Below are 18,877 nucleotides of genomic sequence, written 5' to 3'. Positions count from 1 at the left end.
GTGGTGTCGTGATCCACCGGTTCCTCGGCTGGCTGCGCGTGCCCGGCCGGCTGCCCCTGCTGAGCCTGATCGCGGCGATTCTGCTGGTCACGTTCGTGCCGCTCTGGGTGATCACCACCCGCGCGTTCGACAACCTGGAGCAGCGCGAGAACCTCAGCGAGGCGGAGGAACTGCGGGTCGCCGTCGAGTCGCAGTTGCAGCGGCTCAGCGACTTCGGCCTGACCAACTCGATCTGGACCGCCTCCTACGACGACATCCGGCGCGGCGACCGGAAGAGCTGGGAGATCGACCTGCCGGCGTCGGTGCTCGGTCCGCGTTACGGCATGACCGCCGCGATCGGCACCGACCTCGCCGGCAACGTGAAGGTGGGCGGGGCGATCGACGGGTCGGCGTACGCGCCGCTGCCCAGCGCGCTGCGCGACCCGGCGACGCTGCGCGGGCTGTTCGCCCCGGACGGCAAGGCCGGCGCCGGCGTCTGCGGGGTGACCAGCGTGACCGGAACCCCGACCGAGTTCTGCGGCTTTCCCGCCTACCCGGACGCGGGCAGCCCCGGCAACCCCTCGGGCGGGATCCTGCTGTTCCGGGCGCTGGACGCGGCCGCGCTCGCCGACCTCAGCGGGCAGACCGGGGACAACCTGGCGCTCCGGCCGGCGCCCCGGGAGGGCAAACGGCATCCCGACCTGACCGGCTCGTTCGGCGCGATGGTGGTGACCACCGCGGTGGTCGGCGACCTGGAGGCGGTGGACTGCACGTTCACCGGTGTGGACGGGGCCTCGTTCACCCTGGAGGTGCTGGTCGATCGGCCGATCCGGGCGCTGGCCGAGCAGACCCTGCTGCTGATCGGCGTGATCCTGCTGGCCGCCATGATCATTCTCAAGGTCGCGGCCGGCCGGATCATCCGGGGCGGGGTCGGCGCCCACGTGCGGCCACTCCAGAAGGCCGTCGAGCGGATCATGAAGTCTGGTGACCTGCACACCCGGGTGCCCCGGACCGGCCTGCCCGACCTCGACCGGCTCGGCGACTCGATCAACGACATGCTCGGCGCGCTGGAGCGCAACGAGCGGGACCTGGCCGAGTCCCACGCGCGCCAGGAGCGGGAGCGGACCGAGCAGCTGGCCGTGCAGGAGCAGGAGCGCCAGGACGCGCTCCAGCGGGTGCAGGCCGAGTCGAACCAGATCATCGGGAGTGTGGCGTACCAGCTCAGCGACGCGGTGCGCGAGGTGGACGCGGTGCGCGCCTCGGTGCACGACATCAACGCCGGCGCGGCCACCGCGCACGGGGCCACCGAGCAGATGGCCGAGCACGCCACCCAGGCCGACCGGGCGGCCGAGGCGCTCAGCGTCAGCCTGCCGGCCACCAGCGAGATGGTGAAGATGATCGCGTCGATCGCGGGGGAGACCCGGATGCTGGCGCTCAACGCGACGATCGAGGCGGCCCGGGCCGGCGAGGCCGGTCTCGGCTTCGCGGTGGTCGCCGACGAGGTGCGCAAACTGGCCGACAACACCGCGGAGAGCACCGAGCGGATCACCGCCACGCTCGGCGCGCTGACCACCTCGGCCACCGACGTGTCCCGGGCGGTGGCCACCATGACCGACACGATCGGCAGCGTGCGATCGGCGATCGAGCAGGTCCGCGCGGTCGCCGACGGACAGCAGCACAGCATCAGCGGCCTGGTGAACCAGGTGCAGACGGCGATCAGCCAGATCGAGAACCTCGGCGACCGCAAGGAGACCGACGCGGAGCTCTTCTGAGACCTGCGGTCCGCTTCGCTTGCGGTCCGTCGCTTGACGGTACGCCCGCGGCGGCGTCCCGCCTCAGCAGACCGGCCGGGCGTGCGCGCCGGTGCAGGGCTCGTTGCCGATCGCGTCGTTGACCCGCTCGCTGATCTGGCGCAACTGCTTGTACTGCGTCGGGGTGAGCGCGTCGATCAGCATCCGGCGCACCCCGGCGACGTGGCCGGGCGCGGTGGCCACCACCTTGTCCCAGCCGGCGTCGGTGAGCACGGCCAGGGTGTAACGCCCGTCGGCGGGGTCGGGCTCCCGATAGAGCCAGCCCTTGGACTCCAGCCGGCGGGCGGTGTGCGAGAGCCGGGACAGCGAGCAGGCGCTGAACTCGGCCAGATCGCTCATCCGGCGCCGGCGGTCGGGCTGCATGGAGAGGCCGGCGAGAACCTGATACTCGAAGAAGGAGAGGCCGGAGTTGTGCTGGAGGTCGGCGTCGAGAGCGGCCGGCAGCCGGGTGATCATCTTGATCATGGCCAGCCAGGTGGCCGTCTCCTCGGCCTCGAGCCAGCGCGGCTCGTCGGCCTGCGGCTGCTCGGTCGTCATGGCGACAACCTTAGCGTGCGGCAGCCACTCTCCCAGTGATCCATCTGACTTGAATCGTCAACTCCACGACTTGACGGTTCAAGTCATGGCGACCTACCTTGAGTTGACGGTTCAAGTCCGACAGCTACAGGAGCAGTACCGATGAGCATTCTTCGTATCGACGCCAGCATTCAGGGCCCGCACTCCGCGAGCAGCGCCCTCGCCGACATCGCCGAGGCTGCCTGGCTCGAGACCGCGCCGGACACCAAGATCGTCCGTCGGCACATCGGCAACCAGCCGCTGCCGTCGGACGCCTGGCAGCACGCCGTGCAGGCCGGCTGGCTCCCCGAGGCCGACCGCACCGACGCGCAGAGCCGGGCCCTCGCGCTCGCCAACGAACTGGCCGCCGAGCTGCGTGACTCGGACGGCGCGATCCTCGCCCTGCCGTTCTACAACTACGGCGTCTCGCAGCACGTCAAGACCTGGTTCGACCTGGCCATGGCCGGTGGCTCGCAGGGCGAGAAGCTGCTCGACGGCAAGCCGGTCATCCTGGTCACCACCCGCGGTGGCTCCTACGGCCCGGGCACCCCGCGCGATGGCTGGGACCACAACACGGACTACCTGCGCCGCGTCGTCGCCGACATCTGGGGCGCCGACCTCACCCTGATCGAGCGCGAGTTCACCCTGGTCGGCGTGAACCCGGCACTCGACCCGTTCAAGGAGACCGCCGCGGCGATGAAGGAAGCCGCGCACACCGCGGCGGCCGAGGCCGGCCGCACGTTTGCCGCGCGCTGACGCTGAGCTGACGTGAGGCCCGGCCGCCACGGCGGCCGGGCCTCACGTGCGTCGCGGGCACATTCTGCGTCGCGGGCAGATCCGGCGCCGCCGCGTATCGCGCGGTGGAGGCTGGGTATATGCGGGCCATGCGGACGGAGCGGAAGGTCTCCCTGGGGGTGCGGACGACCGCGGCGGCGGGGCTGGCGATCGGGCTGCTCGTGCCGTTCGGGGTGATCGCGGCGCTGATCGTGGGGAAGTCGGACGGGCTGCGGGAGCTCGACAACGACGTGACCGACACGCTGCACGTCTATGCGATCGCGCACCCCGGCTGGGTGGAGGCGATGGACTGGTGGAGTCTCGCCTTCACGCCGAACGCGTGGCGGCTGGCCGCGCTGGTGCTGGTGATCTGGCTGGCGCGGCGTGACGAGGTCGTGCTCGCCTGGTGGGTGGCGGTGACGATGGCCGCGGGTGGCGTGCTTGGTGGCGTACTCAAATTGCTCTTCGGCCGTCATCGGCCGGACCTGCTCGATCCGGTGGCCCGGGCCACCGGCTTCTCCTTCCCGTCCGGGCATGCGCTCAACGCGGCGCTCGGGGCGGCCGTGTTCCTGCTGGTGCTGCTGCCGCGGATGCGCGGGCGGGGAAGACGCGTGGCGCTGTGCGCGGCCGGGGTGCTGCTGCCGGTGATGACCGCGTACAGCCGGGTGGCGCTGGGGGTGCACTGGACCAGTGACGTGGTGGCCGGGCTGCTGCTCGGGGTGACGGTGCCGGCGGTCACCGTGGCGGTGTTCCAGGGCAGGCGTGTGCGGGAGCGCGCGATCGGGTAGAAGGGCGCCGTGTCCACATTCGTTGTTCAGGCGTTCAAACGAGTGATACTGCCGGTCGCCGCGATCCTGCTGCTGCTGATCGGGATGGGGCTGCTGCTCACCCACGTGCTCGACCACACCTGGCCGTTCACTGTGGAGGACGGGGTGAACCGGGCGTTCCAGGACGGGCGCACCCCGGACCGTACCGAAGTCTCCGGGTTCTTCAGCGCGGTCGGGAACACCTCGTCGGTCATCGCGGTGACCGCGGCCCTGGCACTGATCCTGCGGCTCACCCTGCACCGGTGGCGCGAGCCGATCTTCCTGTGCCTGGCGGTCACCGCGCAGGCGGTGGTCTTCTTCTTCACCACCCTCGTGATCGACCGGCCGCGGCCGGACGTGCACCGGCTCGACCCGTCGCCGCCGACGTCGAGCTTCCCGTCCGGGCACACCTCGGCGGCGTTCGCGCTGTATGTCGGGCTGGCGATCGTCTTCGCCGCGCTGGCCCGGCCGGCCTGGCTGAAAGCGCTCTGCTGGGCGCTGGTCCTGGTGCCGCTCGCGGTCGCGACCGCCCGGATGTACCGCGGCATGCACCACCCGAGCGACGTGCTGTCGTCCTTTGTGAACGCCTCGCTGTGCCTGTTCGTGATGGCCCGTGGCGTTCTCGACCCCCGCGTGCCGTGGAAGATCTCTAAAGTGGGCTCATGGTCCCCTTCGACTTCCCCGGCGAGCCGACGCCCAACGGGTACAGCAACGTCGTGACCATCCACGAGGGCAGCCGCCTGATCTGGACCTCGGGCCAGGTCGCGGCCGGTCCGGACGGGGTGGTCCCGGACGGCTGGACGGAACAGACCCGGCAGGTGTTCCGCAACCTGGAGGCCGCGCTCGCTCAGGCCGGCGCCGGCTGGGCGGACGTGGTGAAGCTGACCTTCTACGTGGTCGACACCGACGAACTGCCGACGGTCCGGGCGGTGCGGGACGAGTTCGTGAACGTCGCCGCCCCGCCGACCAGCACCCTGATCAGGGTGGCCGGTCTGTTCCGCCCGGAGTTCCTCATCGAAGTGGAGGCCGTCGCCGCGATCTAGCTGTACGGCAGCTGGGTCGCGTTGAGCCGCTCCCACGCGGCCCGCAGCTCGGTGACCAGTTCCGGCTGCTTGGCGGCCAGGTTGGCCTGCTCACGCGGGTCAGCCTCCAGGTCGTAGAGCAGGTCGGCGCCGGTGGCGGTGGACCGCAGGTACTTCCACTTGCCGCGGCGCAGCGCGCGCGAGGCGCGGGTCCGCCAGAACAGGTCGTGATCCGGCGCGTCGGCGCCGCGCAGCAGGTACCCGGCGAAACTCTTGCCGTCCAGCGGGTAGGCCGGGTCCGGCTCGACGCCCACGATCTCCAGCAGCGTCGCGGTCCAGTCCGGCGTGATCACCGGCTCGTGGCTGACCTGGTGGGCGCGGATCCGGGCCGGCCAGCGGACGATCGTCGGCACCCGGATGCCGCCCTCGTTCAGGGCCGCCTTGTTGCCGGTCAGCGGCCACTGGTAGGAGAACCGCTCGCCGCCGTTGTCGCTGGCGAAGACCACGATGGTGTTCTCCTCCTGCCCGCTCTGGCGCAGCGCGGTCAGCACCTGGCCGATCCGGGTGTCCAGGTTCTCCACCATCTTGCGGTAGGTGTCCAGCGACCCGCCGTCGTTGTGGAAGATCGCCTGGAGGTTGCCGGCCTTGATCTTCGCGGTGATCTCGTCGCTGACCGCGCGGTCGCCGGGCGCCTCCCACGGCCAGTGCGGGCTGGTGAAGTTCAGGTTCAGCAGCCACGGCGTGGTGTGCTCGCGACGGACGAAGGCCTCGGCACGCTCGGCGATCACGTCGGTGTAGTAGCGGTCGTCCTGGACCGGGGTCTCGCCCTCGTACAGGTCGTACTGGCCGGTGTGGCTGTACTTCGAGTAGTAGTCGATGCCGCCGGAGTAGTTGCCGAAGAACTCGTCCCACCCGGAGCGCAGCGGGCCGAAGTGCGGCAGGAAGCCGCCGTGCCACTTGCCGATCAGGGCGGTGGCGTACCCGGACTTCTTCAGCAGCGAGGCCAGGGTGGGGTGGGCCGGCGGGATGCCGTCGGTGGCGTTGGCGGCGCCGATCGGCTCCGGCAGGCCGCCCGGGATCCGGCCCGGGTAACGGCCGGTGTATAGGGAGATGCGGGTCGGCGAGCAGACCGCGCCGGCCGAGTAGGCCTGGGTGAAGCGGACGCCGGCGCGGGCCAGGCGGTCCAGGTGCGGAGTCTTGATGTCGACCGCGCCGTAGCTGCTCAGGTCGGCCCAGCCGAGGTCGTCGGCGAGGATGAACAGGATGTTCGGGCGCTTCGCCGGTCTGCCGGTCGCGGGGGAGGCCTGGAAGGGGCGCTCGGCGGCCTCGGCGGCCTCGGCGGGCAGGGTGGTCACGGCGGCGGCGCCGGCCAGGGCGCCGAAGACGCCGCGCCGGGTGGTGCCACGGTTCGTCACATCATCTCCTATGGATCAGGTCGGTGCGGCGTCGACATTACCCATAGGATCGATAGGTTTAGGGGATCGTCTCACGTGCTGGGGGATGTTAACCGGATATCGATATCGGTGAAACAGCCGCGGGAGACCATCACGGGATCGCTCCCGGAAGGAGATCTCTGATGCGGTCGGTACCCCGGTTCCTCCAGGGCATCTACAGGTTCCAGGGCAAAGGGCTGGATCAGCCGTTCCTGCTCGACGGCGCGCTGACGTACACGGTTCCGGACGGGGTGGTGACCCAGCCGGTCTACTTCCGGGGCGGGAACGCCGCGATCGAGCTGGTCTGCGTGATCCTGATGCGGGACGGCTCGCCGATGCGGTACTTCCCGATCGGGGCCAAGGGCGAGGTGCACGTGCCGTTACGGGTGGTCGAGGACCTGGAGCCGGGCACCGCGATCGAGCTGCACCTGGCCGCGCCGGTCGGGGCCGCCGGTGCGCTGGTGGTGGACCTCGGCCTGGTCGAGGTGTGAGATGCCGCGGAAACTGGTGGTGATCGGTAACGGGATGGCCGGCGCCCGGACCGTCGAGGAGATCCTGGAGCGCGGCGGCGGGGACCTCTTCGACATCACGATGTTCGGCGCCGAGCCGTACGGGAACTACAACCGCATCCTGCTGTCCCACGTGCTCAGCGGCGACGAGGACGAGTCCGGCATCTTCCTGAACGACGTGGACTGGTACACCGAGAACCGGATCACCCTGCACGCCGGGGTACGGGTGACCCGCGTCGACCGGTTCGCCAGGACGGTCGAGGACGAGAGCGGCCGGGCCACCCCCTACGACAAGCTGATCATCGCGACGGGCAGCGACGCCTTCGTGCCGCGGATCGCCGGCCTGCACCGTCCCGGCCGTGGCTACCACCAGGGCGTCTTCACGTTCCGCACGATCGACGACACCCGCGGCATGATCCGGTACGCCCGGGATCACCAGCGCGCGGTCGTGATCGGCGGCGGCCTGCTCGGCCTGGAGGCGGCCCGGGGCCTGCAATCGCACCTGCCGCACGTCACGCTCGTCCACTCGGCCGGCCACCTGATGAACGCGCAGCTCGACCCGCAGGCCGGTGCGATCCTGCGCCGATCCGTCGAAGCCCTCGGCATCGCGATCATCACCGGTGCCCGGACCACCGAGATCCTCGGCAAGGACGCGGTCACCGGCGTCCGGCTCGCCGACGGCCGGACCGTCCCGTGCGACGTCGTGGTGGTCGCGGCCGGCATCCGGCCGAACGTGGCGCTGGCCGAACGCAGCGGCCTGGAGGTGGAACGCGGCATCGTCGTCGACGATCAACTGCGCTGCCTCGACGAGCCGGACGTCTACGCGGTCGGCGAGTGCGTGCAGCACCGCGGTGAGACGTACGGGCTGGTCGCCCCCCTGTGGGAGCAGGCCCGGGTGCTGGCCGACCACCTGACCGGCGTGAATCCGGACGCCGCCTATCACGGCACGCGTACCGCGACGAAGCTCAAGGTCGCCGGCGTCGACGTGGCCGCCATGGGCCTCAAGGAGCCGGACCGGGACGACGACGAGACCGTGGTGTTCGCCGAACGCCGTCGCGGCGTGTACCAGAGCGTGATCATCCGGGACGGGCGGCTGGTCGGCGCCACGTTGCTCGGTGACGTCAGCAAGGCCGGATACCTGGTCCAGGCGTTCGACCGGGGCTCGCCGCTGCCGGAGGAGCGGATCCGGCTGCTCTTCGACCTCGGCGCGCCGTCCGCCGAGACGAGCGCGGCGGAGCTGGCCGACGAGGCGCAGGTCTGCAACTGCAACGGGGTGAGCAAGGGGGCCGTCGTCGCCGCCGTGCAGTCCGGGGTGCGGACCGTCGGTGGCGTCGCGGACGCCACCCGGGCCGGCAAGGGCTGCGGGTCGTGCAAGACGCTGGTCGCGCAGCTCGTCGAGTGGGCGGCCGGCGGCGAGGTCGAGGAGGACGAGTCCGCCTCGTGGTACGTGCCGGGCATCCCGCTGCCGAAGGCCGAGCTGATGACGACGATCCGGAACCTGGAGCTCAAGTCGGTCTCCGCGGTCTTCGCGGCGCTCGCGCCGGGCGGCGCCGAGGACGCCCGGTCGAAGATGGGCCTCGCCTCGCTGCTGCGGATGATGTGGGCCGGCGAGTACGTGGACGAGCGCGACGCCCGGTTCATCAACGACCGGGTGCACGCGAACATCCAGCGGGACGGCACGTTCTCCGTGGTCCCGCAGATGAAGGGTGGGGTGACCAGCCCGGATCAGCTGCGCCGGATCGCCGACGTCGCCGAGAGGTATCGCATCCCCCTGGTCAAGCTCACCGGTGGCCAGCGGATCGACCTGCTCGGCGTACCGAAAGAGGATCTGCCCGCGGTCTGGGCCGATCTCGACATGCCGAGCGGGTACGCGTACGGGAAGTCGTTCCGGACCGTGAAAACCTGTGTGGGCTCGGACTTCTGCCGGTTCGGGGTCGGCGACTCGACCGCGCTGGGTATCGCGATCGAGACCCGGTTCCAGGGGCTGGAGAGCCCGGCCAAGCTGAAGCTCGCGGTGACCGGGTGCCCGCGGAACTGTGCCGAGGCGTATGTGAAGGATCTCGGGGTGGTCGCGGTCGACGGCGGACGCTGGGAGATCTACGTCGGCGGGGCGGCCGGTGCGCACATCCGCAAGGGTGATCTGCTCGCCACGGTGGACTCGCCGGACGAGGTGATCCGGCTCACCGGGCGGTTCCTGCAGTACTACCGGGAGCACGCGAACTGGCTGGAGCGCACGTACGGATTCGTGCCGCGGATCGGCATCGAGCGGCTCCGGGAGATCGTCGTCGAGGACGCGGACGGGCTCGGCGCCGGTCTGGACGAACGCCTCGAGCTCTCGCTGGCCGCCTATCGCGACCCGTGGAAGGAGCGGGCCACCCCGGCCACACCCGGGCAGTTCCGCACGTCGCTGCCGCTGATTCCGCTGCCCGCGGTCTCGCCGGATCACTGACACCGGCCGGCGCCGGCTCGGGCAAAACGGCCGCTCAGTGGGCCGTGGCGGTCGCGTTCTTGCCGTTGCGCTTGGCCTCGTACATCGCCTCGTCGGCGCGGCGCATCAGGCCGGCCGGATCCGCGGTGCTGCCGCCGGCCGCGCCGATGCTTGCCCTGATCGGCAGCAAGCCCGCGCTGGTCGGCACCGGTGCCGCGAAGGCTTCCAGCACCCCCGCCGCCAGTTCGGCCGACCGCCCGGCAGCCTGCGGGAACAGCACCGCGAACTCGTCGCCCCCCAGCCGTGCCACCGTGCCGCCCTCCCGCACGCACCCGCGCAACCTGTCGGCCACCGCCCGCAGCAGCTCGTCCCCGACATGATGCCCGTGTACGTCGTTGACCGGCTTGAAGTCGTCGAGGTCGATCAGCAGCACGGTCGCCTCGGGCGTCGCACGGATCCGGGCGTCGAACAGCGCCCGGTTGGCGAGCCCGGTGAGCGGGTCGTGGGTGGCGTCGAAGCGCAGCCGGTCCTGGAGTTCGCTGATGGTGTGGCGCGCCTTGTTCACCGCGACGGCCATCGCCCCCAGCTCGTCGCGGCTCAGCACCGCGGTCTCCCGGCTCAGATCGCCTCCGGCGACCGCGGCCAGCGACGCCGCCACGCTGCCGAGTTGCAGGCGCATCCGGCGGCCCAGCCACCAGGCGAACAGCAGCGCCACCAGCAGCCCGGCGCCCAGCGCGCCGCCGGTCAGCAGCCGTGCCCGGTCGTACGCCCGCTGCGCATGCACCGCCATCGCCTCGGCGTCCGCCCGCTCCGCCTCCTGCAGCTGCTGGAGCGCCTGGTTCATCTGCGTCTCCATGGCCATGTAGGTGGCCGCGACCTGATCCCGGGCAGGCAGGGTGAACTCGGCCGGTGGCTCCGCCCCGAATTCCACGACTGAGCGCCACACCCGATACCGGGTCAGCACCTCGGTGTATTCCTTGACCGCCTGCATCCGGGACGGGGAGGTCGCCGCGTGCACTCGGTACCGCCCCAGCGCCTCGTCGATCATGGCGTCCCCGGAGGCGATCGCGGCGCGACCCATCGGGCCGTACGCCGTCTGGAAATGACTTCCCCACCAGAGCATCAGCCCGCGGTAGTCCTCGGCCACGCCCTGCCGGATCACGGCCAGGTCCTCGGTGCTCTCCACGTGTGCGGTCTTCATCTGCCGCAGGTCGTCGTTCAGGTTCGCCATCCGATTGATCGACAGCGCGCCGACGCCGACCGCGACCGCGGCGACCACCAGGACACAGAGCATGTTCTTGGCGCGCAGCGACCGGTCGGCGAGAAGTCCGGAGAACCGGCCGCGTTCGATCGTGACCTCGATCCGGGGAGTGCTCCGGGTCATCAGCGGCTCGCTTCCGGGAGGTGGGCTCGCCGCCTGATCGGCACCGGGTGGGTACCTCTTAAGCTCGGCGGTCCAGGAAGTCGTACACATCGCGGTTGTCGACGCCCGGGAAGGTGCCCGGGGGCAGCGCCGCCAGCAGGTGCGAGTGCACCCGGGCGCTCGGCCAGGCGTTGCCCGCCCACCGGTCCACCAGCTGCGCCGGTGGCCGCCGGCAGCAGTCCGGGTCCGGGCAGGTGGAGACGGTACGCGAAGCCACGTCCCCACCCCGGAACCACCGGGCATGCTCGTACGGCGTACCGACCGTCACCGAGAACTCCCCGGACCGCGTCGACTCCACGTGCACCGTGCACCAGTACGTCCCGGCCACCGTGTCGGTGAACTGGTAGAACGACGAGTACGGGTCCTCCGCCTCGAACACCGTCCGGGACGCCCACTTGCGACAGACCGGCTGCCCCTCGATCGCCCCGGTCACGTCGGCCGGGAAGCGCACGTTGTCGTTCTCGTACGCCTTGTAGACGATCCCGCTCTCGTGCACCCGCGCGAAGTGCACCGGGATCCCGAAGTGGTGGGTGGCCAGGTTGGTGAACCGGTGCGCCGCCGTCTCGTAGGACACCCCGAACGCGTCCCGGAAGTCGTCGATCGCCAGGGCCCGGTCGGCTTTCGCCTCGGACAGGAAGTCCACCGCGAACTTCTCCGGCATCAGCAGCGCCGCCGCGAAGTAGTTCACCTCGACCCGCTGGCGCAGGAAGTCGCCGTAGTCGGCCGGGTCGTTGTGCCCGAGCACGAAGTGCCCGAGCGTCTGCAGGACCACGCCCCGCGGGTCGTGGCCCTTCCCGCTCGCCACCTGCGGGAGATAAATTCGGCGATTCTTCAGGTCGGTGACCGATCGGGTGGAGCTGGGCAGGTCGTTCACGTAGTGCAGGGTGAAGCCGACCTGGGCGGCGACGTCGAGGATGCCGCGCTGTGACAGCGGGCCGGTGGTGTGGCGTACCGAAAGCAGGATCTTGTTGGCCGCGGCCTCGATCTCGGCGAAGTAGTTGTTGCGTTTGCGCATGTCGGCGCGCAGTTGCGCGTTGGCACGGCGGGCGACCTCCGGGGTGGCGCTCTGCTCGGTGAGCAGCCGGTTGAGCTCGCGGTGCAGACCGATCAGGGATTCCAGGGCGTCCGGTGGAAGCCGCCGGCCACCCTTCACCACCGGCAGCCCCAGGGCGGAATAAGCCGGGTTCTGCTGCAGATGCGTCAACTCGATCTCCAGCGCGGCCCGCCGGGAGGGCGCCTCGGCGCGCAGCAGATCCTGCATGGGGACGCCGAGCGCCGCGGCGATGGCCTGGAGCAGGGAGAGCTTGGGCTCCCGCTTCCCGTTCTCGATGAGCGACAGCTGCGAGGGCGCCCGTCCGACGGCGGCGCTGAGCTGATCCAGGGTCATGCCTTTGACCCGGCGCAAATGCCGCAGACGCTGCCCGAGTGTCACGAGATCGACGGAGTCAGAAGATGAAGCGGTCACGGGTTTCAACTTATCAGAATTTTTTCACTTCTTCTCTGCCGGAAGGCCTTCTAAGGGGCTGGTGTGATCCATGAGAGTGAAGTTCTTCCACGAGGAAGAACGCGACAGGGCACGAAAGGGAATTTCCGATGACTGAGCTTGCCGAAAACCGGGGCGGTACCGCAGAGGACCTCACTCAGGCCTGGGCCAGCGACCCGCGGTGGGCCGGTGTCAAGCGCGACTACACCGCGCAGGACGTCGTCCGTCTGCGGGGCACCCTGCAGGAGCGCCACACCCTCGCCGAGCGCGGCGCGGCCAAGCTGTGGGAGCTGCTGCACACCGAGGACTACATCAACGCGCTCGGCGCGCTGACCGGTGGCCAGGCGACCCAGATGGTGCGCGCCGGCCTGAAGGCGATCTACCTGTCCGGCTGGCAGGTCGCCGCGGACGCCAACCTCTCCGGCCACACCTACCCGGACCAGTCGCTCTACCCGGCGAACTCGGTGCCCGCGGTGGTCCGGCGGATCAACAACGCGCTGCTGCGCGCCGACCAGATCGACACCTCGAACGGCAAGTACGAGCGTGACTGGTTCGCCCCGATCGTCGCCGACGCGGAGGCCGGCTTCGGTGGCCCGCTCAACGCGTTCGAGCTGATGAAGGGCATGATCGCGGCCGGCGCGGCGGGTGTGCACTGGGAGGACCAGCTGGCCTCCGAGAAGAAGTGCGGCCACCTGGGCGGCAAGGTGCTGATCCCGACCCAGCAGCACGTCCGCACCCTGAACGCGGCTCGCCTCGCGGCCGACGTGGCCGGCGTCCCGAGCCTGGTCATCGCCCGGACCGACGCCCTGGCGGCGGACCTGCTGACCTCGGACGTGGACGACCGCGACAAGCCGTTCGTGACCGGCGAGCGCACCGCCGAGGGCTTCTACCGGGTCACCCCGGGCGACGACGCGGCGATCGCCCGCGGTATCGCGTACGCCGACTACGCCGACATGCTGTGGGTCGAGACCGGCAAGCCGGACCTCGAGTTCGCCCGCAAGTTCGCCGAGGCCGTGCACGCCAAGCACCCGGGCAAGCTGCTCTCCTACAACTGCTCGCCGTCGTTCAACTGGAAGAAGAACCTGGACGACAGCACCATCGCCCGCTTCCAGAAGGAGCTCGGCGCGATGGGCTACAAGTTCCAGTTCGTCACGCTGGCCGGCTTCCACGCCCTCAACCACTCGATGTTCGAGCTGGCCAAGGGCTACGCCCAGACCGGCATGAGCGCGTACGTGAAGCTCCAGGAGGCGGAGTTCGCGGCCGAGGCCGACGGCTACACCGCCACCAAGCACCAGGCCGAGGTCGGCACCGGTTACTTCGACGCCGTCTCCACCGCCCTCAACCCCGAGTCGTCCACCACCGCTCTGTCCGGTTCCACCGAGGCCGAGCAGTTCTGATCTGAGATAGAGGGCAGGGAGATCTGATCATGGGTGCCGAAGAGATCACCATCACCGGAACCACCGCAGACCGATACTCCGAGATTCTGACCCCCGAAGCCATCGAGTTCGTGGTGGCCCTGGACCGGGAATTCGGCGCACGCCGGGTGCAGCTGCTGGAGCGCCGCCGGCGCCGCCGGGCCACCCGCACCACCGACCTGGACTTCCTGCCCTCCACCCAGCACGTGCGTGACGACGCGTCGTGGCAGGTCGCGGCCCCGGCCGCCGACCTGCTCGACCGGCGCGTCGAGATCACCGGCCCGCCCGAGCGCAAGATGACCATCAACGCGCTCAACTCCGGCGCCAAGGTCTGGATGGCCGACTTCGAGGACTCGACGTCGCCCACCTGGAAAAACGTCATCCTCGGCCAGATCAACCTGAAGGACGCGCTGGACGGCACCCTGGACTGGACGGCCGCCGACGGCCGCCGGTACGAGGTCGGCGCCCAGCTGCCCACCATCATGGTCCGCCCGCGTGGCTGGCACCTGCCCGAGTGCCACCTGCGGATCGGCGGCCGGGCGGTCTCCGCCTCGCTGTTCGACTTCGGCCTGTACCTGTTCCACTGCGGGCGCAAGCAGATCGACCGGGGCTCCGGACCGTACTTCTACCTGCCGAAGCTGGAGTCGCACCTGGAGGCCCGCCTCTGGAACGACGTCTTCGTCTTCGCCCAGGAATGGCTCGGCATCCCGCGCGGCACGATCCGGGCCACGGTCCTGATCGAGACGATCAACGCCGCGTTCGAGATGGACGAGATCCTCTACGAGCTGCGCGAGCACTCGGCGGGCCTGAACGCCGGCCGCTGGGACTACCTGTTCAGCATGATCAAGAACCGGCCGGACGTGGTCCTGCCCGAGCGGTCCCAGGTCACCATGACCGCGCCGTTCATGCGGGCCTACACCGAGCTGCTGGTCAAGACCTGCCACCGCCGCGGCGCGCACGCCATCGGCGGGATGGCCGCGGTCGTCCCCAGCCGCGACCCGGTCGCCGCCAAGCGCGCGCTCAACCAGGTGCGCCAGGACAAGCGGCGCGAGGTCGGCGACGGCTTCGACGGTTCCTGGGTGGCGCACCCGGGCCTGGTCGAGACCTGTCGTGAGGTGTTCGACCAGTGGCTCGGCGACGAGCCGCACCAGATCGTGCGCAAGCGGGACGACGTGCGGGTCGGCGCCGCCGAACTGCTCGACATCAAGTCGCTCGGCGTCACGGTGAGCGAGGTGGCGCTGCGCAACAACGTCAGCGTCTCGCTCCGCTACATCGCCTCGTGGCTGGACGGGCGCGGCGCCGTCGCGCTCGGCGGCCTCATGGAGGACGCCGCCACCGCCGAGATCTGCCGGGCCCAGCTCTGGCAGTGGATCTCGTCGGGGACCCCCACCGACTACGGCGTGCCGGTCACGGCCGCCCTGGTCACCCGGATGCTCCGCGAGGAGCTCACCGTGCTCAGCGAGACCGGTGCGCTGGACGAGAAGGCGGCCCGGCTGTTCGGCCAAGCCCGGACGCTGCTGACGGTCCTGCTCACCGAGCGGACGTGCCCGGAGTTCCTGACCCTGCCGGCATACCTACGGCACCTGTCGGGAGGGTCGGCTCCGGTTGTCGCTCAGGCTACTGTCGCGGCCTGAGCGATGAGGTGACGCGGGGCAGCCCTCCGACCTGCCCCGCGTCACCGCAAACCGCCCCTGGACGAGGCGTAGCGGGACAGCCCTCCGACCTGCCCCGCTACGCCCCACACTCGCGGGAACCCTTTTCGCCTCCCGCCAAGCCGCCACCTCCGGGTGGCGGCTTGTTTTCTGCCTGCCGTAATTCAAGACCTTCATCTACGCAGGTCCGCTGGGGTGCGGATCGCATGCTCCCGCGCGGGCCGAGGGCGGCGATCTGGCCGCTGGCGCGTCCAAACCAATCGCCGCCCTCTTCACTGTCCGCGGCTGGTCCCGGAGATCAACCCCCGGCTGGCCTTCACCGCCCTATCCCACTCCCGGATAGGGCGCTGGGGGCCAGCCCGACACCCCGGCTGGCTCTCAGCGCCCTATCTCATGGCCGGATAGGGCCGTCAGGGCCAGCCCGACACTCTCCGGCTGGTCCTCAGCGCCCTATCCCATGCCCGGGTAGGGCCGCCAGGGCCAGCCCGACACTCTCCGGCTGGTCCTCAGCGCCCTATCCCATGCCCGGGTAGGGCCGCCAGGGCCAGCCCGACACCCCGGGCTGGCCTCCAGCGCCCTATTCCACTCTCGGATAGGGCCACCAGGACCAGCCCGACACTCCCCGGCTGGTCCTCAGCGCCCTATCCCATGGCCGGATAGGGCCGTCAGGGCCAGCCCGACACTCCCCGGCTGGTCCTCAGCGCCCTATCCCATGGCCGGATAGGGCCGCCAGGGCCAGCCCGACACTCCCCGGCTGGTCCTCAGCGCCCTATCCCATGGCCGGATAGGGCCGCCAGGGCCAGCCGGACACTCCCGGCAAGATCAAGCGCGGTCCTGCCAGGTGCACAGGCAGACCTTGTTGCCTTCCGGGTCGGCGAGCACCCAGAAGCTCGGCGCCGCGGTGTCGCTCACCAGCGTTCCGCCCGCTGCCACCGCCGCGTCGATCCGTGGCTGCACCTCACTCGGATCCACCCAGAGGTCGGGGTGCCAGCGCTGCCGCGGCTCCTCACTCCCGGACCGCTGGAACCAGAGCAGCGGCAGCAGCCCAGCCGAGTCCCGCACGTCGTCCCAGTCCCCGCCGTGATCCTCTCCGGCGTGATCCGCTCGAGCAGAGCCGGGACCACTCCAGCCGAGCAACGCCGACCAGAACGGCCGGACCCGCCCCGCGTCCGGCGTGTCCAGCGCCAGCTCCAGCCGCGACAGCCCGGCGAACTCCGGCGTCACCCCCGCCTTGGCCGCCAGCTCCGAGATCTCCCGGGCCAGCCGCAGGTCCCGGCCGGTGACCGCGCCCATGTCGTGGCTGCTGGTCCGCACGTCGACGTATCCATAGCGCAGATCCAGGTCGGGATGATGATCCATCTCCTCGGCCACCGCCCCGATCGCGTTCACCAGCTCCAGCCCCTTGGCGAACCCCCCGGTCCGCAGCCGGGTCTGCAACCCACCCAGCAGCAGCACCCACCCCGCCGGCGCCTGCTCGGTGATCTCCCGCCCAGTCAGCTTCGTCATGCACCCATGCTGTCCTGCCCGCCGCCCCTGGCAAAGCCGCCCACGCCCGTAGACTCCTCGGTCGATCCTGCGTCTCGACCGACCGGGGAGCCACCATGAGTTTCGAACACCTGCCGCCGCACGAGGGCCGGCTGGAGACCTTCTCCCTGGCCACCCGCCGGGTGATCCGCTTCAGCGTGGCCTACCTCGTGGTCTCGGTGCTGACGACCGTGCTCATCCTGGCCGGGGTGGCCGCCCTCCGCAGCGGCGTCGCCGACCCGCTCTCGCTGGGCACCCGGGCGTCCTTCGCCATCATCGACCTGGTCCTCGGCTCGGCCTTGGTGATCTGCGTGGTCGGCCTGCTCGTCTCCACGATCGTCTGGGCCGTCAGCGCACACCGGGCCGTCCCCGGCGGCCCCGGCGCCGCCGGTTACGGCGGCCTGCTGGCCGCCGCCGTCCTGATCGCGCTGAGCCACCTGCTGACCGCTCCGGCGCTGGTGCTCGCCGCACTCCAGCTGGGCGCCTGGGCGGCTCTCCTCACCGGCGTGCTGACCACCCGCGCCCGGGCGCGCCGGCACACCGGCCGGCCCGACCTGGGCGGCCGCCGCAAGCCCGTCGTCACCAGCGACGACTGGGACGCGTCCAGGTGGGACCCGGAGGTGCACCTGGACATCGAGCGGCGCCGCCGCCCTACCGACTGAGCCCCGTGCGGCCCCCGGAAAAGCACCGCGCCCAGCCATCCGATGGCCGGGCGCGGCGTGCCGGCAACGGCTAGTGGCGCGGGCGGAATTCCCGGGCCAGGACGTACCGGGCCGTACCGAAGCCGATCCGGACGCCCTCCACATCCGCGCTGCGGAAGTGGACGCCGCCCCAGATCCGTGCCTCGACCACCTCGGCCAGCGCCGACGAGAAACTGTCGAACGACCGCGTGGTCCCGGAATCCGAGCTGTACGCGCTCATCGGGATGTCGTCCCGCCCGAAGAACCGCTGCCAGGTCAGGGTCAGCGCGGAGAACGAACAGGTGTGCCCGGAGGTGTAGTCCGGGAACGGCGGCGTCACCAGCAGCGGCATCCAGCTCGGATCGCCGCTGGTGGCCGGGTTCCCGTCGTTGTCCGCCTCCTGCACGGCGGTGACCGGTCGCCAGAAGTTCCAGTATTTCTTCTCGTTGTAGCAGGCGATCAGCGCGTCGACGTTGGTGATGTCGATCATCGCGAACATCCGGGCGGTCTGGAGCGTGCTCAGGTGCCGCGTCTCGGCGAGCTGCCGCTTCATCGCCCACTCGGTGAGCCGCCGGTCGTGCCACCAGATCGCGGCCTGCGTCTGGTCGGTGGTCCGGACCGTGCTCGTGGCCCCGCCGATCGCCTTGACCTCGTTCAGGTCCTTGGCGTACTTCGCGCTGGTCAGCGCCGGCGGCCCGGCGGTCCGGAACATCGCCGCGTCCGGGATCACGAACGGCTTCAGGTCGGCGAACCACGCGCCGTCCTGCACGTTCGTCGGCGGGGTGGGCCGCCACTGACCCGGCGCCGTGCCGACGTTCCAGGTGTCGGTGTCGAAGGCGCCGTCACCGGTCCGGGCCGCGATCATCGCCTCGGCGGCCTGCCGGCCGACCTCGACACCGCCCCGCTCGGCCCAGCCGTCCGGGATCGCCGCGAGCGCCGCGTCGTACTGGTCCCGCACGGTCGCGGCCTGCTGCGGGAAGAGCGACAGCAGCACGCCGGAGGCGGCCGCGGCCACCGCGGCGTCGGCCGAGTAGCCGCGCCGGGACTTCGGCGCGGTCAGATACGGCTCGTAGGGTGTGCCGGCGATCGCGTTCACGGCGTCGTAGACGGCGCCCTGCACCATGGCGAAACTGCGTGCCGCGGTGGCGGGCGACTGCTTCGCCACCTCGTAGATCTCGTTCTGTGCGTTCAGGTTCCAGATCACCACCGCGTTCGGGCCGGTCGGCGCGGCCTGCGCCGGGCCGGGCACGAATGCGGTGGTCAGGGCCAGAGTCACGGTTGCGGTCAGAGCGGGCAGGCGACGGTACGCCATCAATTCCCCCGGGGTTGGCAGCTGTCGATGAACCCACCTTGGTGGGCGGTCATCGTCCACACAAGACTCCA

At 70.7% G+C, this 18,877-nt stretch carries 16 protein-coding genes; 10 read left to right on the top strand and 6 right to left on the bottom strand.

The window, feature by feature from the left end; translation table 11 throughout:
- Positions 1-8: 8 nt before the first annotated feature.
- Entirely contained in the window at positions 9-1,751 is a 1,743-nt protein-coding gene (locus Aiant_RS04485) for a methyl-accepting chemotaxis protein (protein WP_212846951.1), read from the top strand.
- A gap of 63 nt (positions 1,752-1,814) precedes the next feature.
- On the opposite strand, the gene Aiant_RS04480 is transcribed toward Aiant_RS04485, so the two are convergent.
- Entirely contained in the window at positions 1,815-2,327 is a 513-nt protein-coding gene (locus Aiant_RS04480) for a MarR family winged helix-turn-helix transcriptional regulator (RefSeq protein WP_189331077.1), read from the bottom strand.
- A 141-nt stretch (positions 2,328-2,468) separates the two neighbouring features.
- Between Aiant_RS04480 and Aiant_RS04475 the strand changes: the two genes are divergently transcribed.
- The 4 genes from Aiant_RS04475 to Aiant_RS04460 all read left to right on the top strand — a co-directional run bounded on the left by Aiant_RS04475 (position 2,469) and on the right by Aiant_RS04460 (position 4,968).
- Positions 2,469-3,101 (top strand): NAD(P)H-dependent oxidoreductase, encoded by a 633-nt coding sequence (locus Aiant_RS04475; RefSeq protein WP_189331076.1) that lies wholly within the window; start codon positions 2,469-2,471, stop codon positions 3,099-3,101.
- 128 nt (positions 3,102-3,229) lie between these two features.
- Complete coding sequence (locus Aiant_RS04470) at positions 3,230-3,907, top strand: phosphatase PAP2 family protein (protein ID WP_189331075.1); 678 nt, start codon at positions 3,230-3,232, stop codon at positions 3,905-3,907.
- A gap of 9 nt (positions 3,908-3,916) precedes the next feature.
- Positions 3,917-4,645, top strand: coding sequence for a phosphatase PAP2 family protein (locus Aiant_RS04465; RefSeq protein WP_189331074.1), 729 nt, complete (start codon positions 3,917-3,919; stop codon positions 4,643-4,645).
- Positions 4,588-4,968 carry a RidA family protein gene (locus Aiant_RS04460; RefSeq protein ID WP_189331073.1) on the top strand — a complete coding sequence of 127 codons (381 nt, stop codon included), beginning with the start codon at positions 4,588-4,590 and terminating at the stop codon, positions 4,966-4,968. Before Aiant_RS04465 ends, Aiant_RS04460 begins: the two co-directional genes overlap by 58 nt.
- On the opposite strand, the gene Aiant_RS04455 is transcribed toward Aiant_RS04460, so the two are convergent.
- Positions 4,965-6,362 (bottom strand): sulfatase-like hydrolase/transferase, encoded by a 1,398-nt coding sequence (locus tag Aiant_RS04455; protein ID WP_189331072.1) that lies wholly within the window; start codon positions 6,360-6,362, stop codon positions 4,965-4,967. The two genes, Aiant_RS04460 and Aiant_RS04455, sit on opposite strands and share 4 nt — an antisense overlap.
- Positions 6,363-6,523: 161 nt before the next feature.
- Here Aiant_RS04455 and Aiant_RS04450 point away from each other — a divergent pair, with 161 nt between their 5' ends.
- Positions 6,524-6,871, top strand: a complete 348-nt coding sequence (locus Aiant_RS04450; protein WP_189331071.1) for a molybdopterin oxidoreductase — start codon at positions 6,524-6,526, stop codon at positions 6,869-6,871.
- A gap of 1 nt (position 6,872) precedes the next feature.
- Positions 6,873-9,338: a nitrite reductase large subunit NirB gene (gene nirB / locus Aiant_RS04445; protein WP_189331070.1), complete on the top strand. Its 2,466-nt coding sequence runs from the start codon at positions 6,873-6,875 to the stop codon at positions 9,336-9,338.
- A gap of 34 nt (positions 9,339-9,372) precedes the next feature.
- On the opposite strand, the gene Aiant_RS04440 is transcribed toward nirB, so the two are convergent.
- Positions 9,373-10,701, bottom strand: a complete 1,329-nt coding sequence (locus Aiant_RS04440; RefSeq protein ID WP_189331069.1) for a GGDEF domain-containing protein — start codon at positions 10,699-10,701, stop codon at positions 9,373-9,375.
- Between the two features lie 58 nt (positions 10,702-10,759).
- Complete coding sequence (locus tag Aiant_RS04435) at positions 10,760-12,127, bottom strand: helix-turn-helix transcriptional regulator (RefSeq protein ID WP_229830085.1); 1,368 nt, start codon at positions 12,125-12,127, stop codon at positions 10,760-10,762.
- A 206-nt stretch (positions 12,128-12,333) separates the two neighbouring features.
- Between Aiant_RS04435 and aceA the strand changes: the two genes are divergently transcribed.
- The gene (gene aceA / locus Aiant_RS04430) at positions 12,334-13,620 is read left to right on the top strand and encodes an isocitrate lyase (RefSeq protein ID WP_189331067.1); all 1,287 of its coding nucleotides are present in this window, start codon (positions 12,334-12,336) and stop codon (positions 13,618-13,620) included.
- Between the two features lie 29 nt (positions 13,621-13,649).
- Positions 13,650-15,272, top strand: coding sequence for a malate synthase A (aceB, locus tag Aiant_RS04425; RefSeq protein ID WP_189331066.1), 1,623 nt, complete (start codon positions 13,650-13,652; stop codon positions 15,270-15,272).
- 840 nt (positions 15,273-16,112) lie between these two features.
- Here the strand turns inward: aceB and Aiant_RS04420 are convergent.
- Entirely contained in the window at positions 16,113-16,796 is a 684-nt protein-coding gene (locus Aiant_RS04420) for a VOC family protein (RefSeq protein WP_189331065.1), read from the bottom strand.
- A gap of 95 nt (positions 16,797-16,891) precedes the next feature.
- Between Aiant_RS04420 and Aiant_RS04415 the strand changes: the two genes are divergently transcribed.
- On the top strand, positions 16,892-17,476 hold the full coding sequence (locus Aiant_RS04415) for a hypothetical protein (RefSeq protein ID WP_189331064.1): 585 nt from the start codon (positions 16,892-16,894) through the stop codon (positions 17,474-17,476).
- A gap of 70 nt (positions 17,477-17,546) precedes the next feature.
- Here the strand turns inward: Aiant_RS04415 and Aiant_RS04410 are convergent, their stop codons facing one another.
- Positions 17,547-18,806, bottom strand: a complete 1,260-nt coding sequence (locus tag Aiant_RS04410) for a vanadium-dependent haloperoxidase (RefSeq protein WP_189331063.1) — start codon at positions 18,804-18,806, stop codon at positions 17,547-17,549.
- Positions 18,807-18,877 lie beyond the last annotated feature (71 nt).

This window comes from Actinoplanes ianthinogenes (assembly GCF_018324205.1).
GTDB lineage: Bacteria > Actinomycetota > Actinomycetes > Mycobacteriales > Micromonosporaceae > Actinoplanes > Actinoplanes ianthinogenes.
The sequence above is the reverse complement of the archived record's forward strand: the minus strand, read 5'-3'. Positions and strand labels throughout refer to the sequence as shown.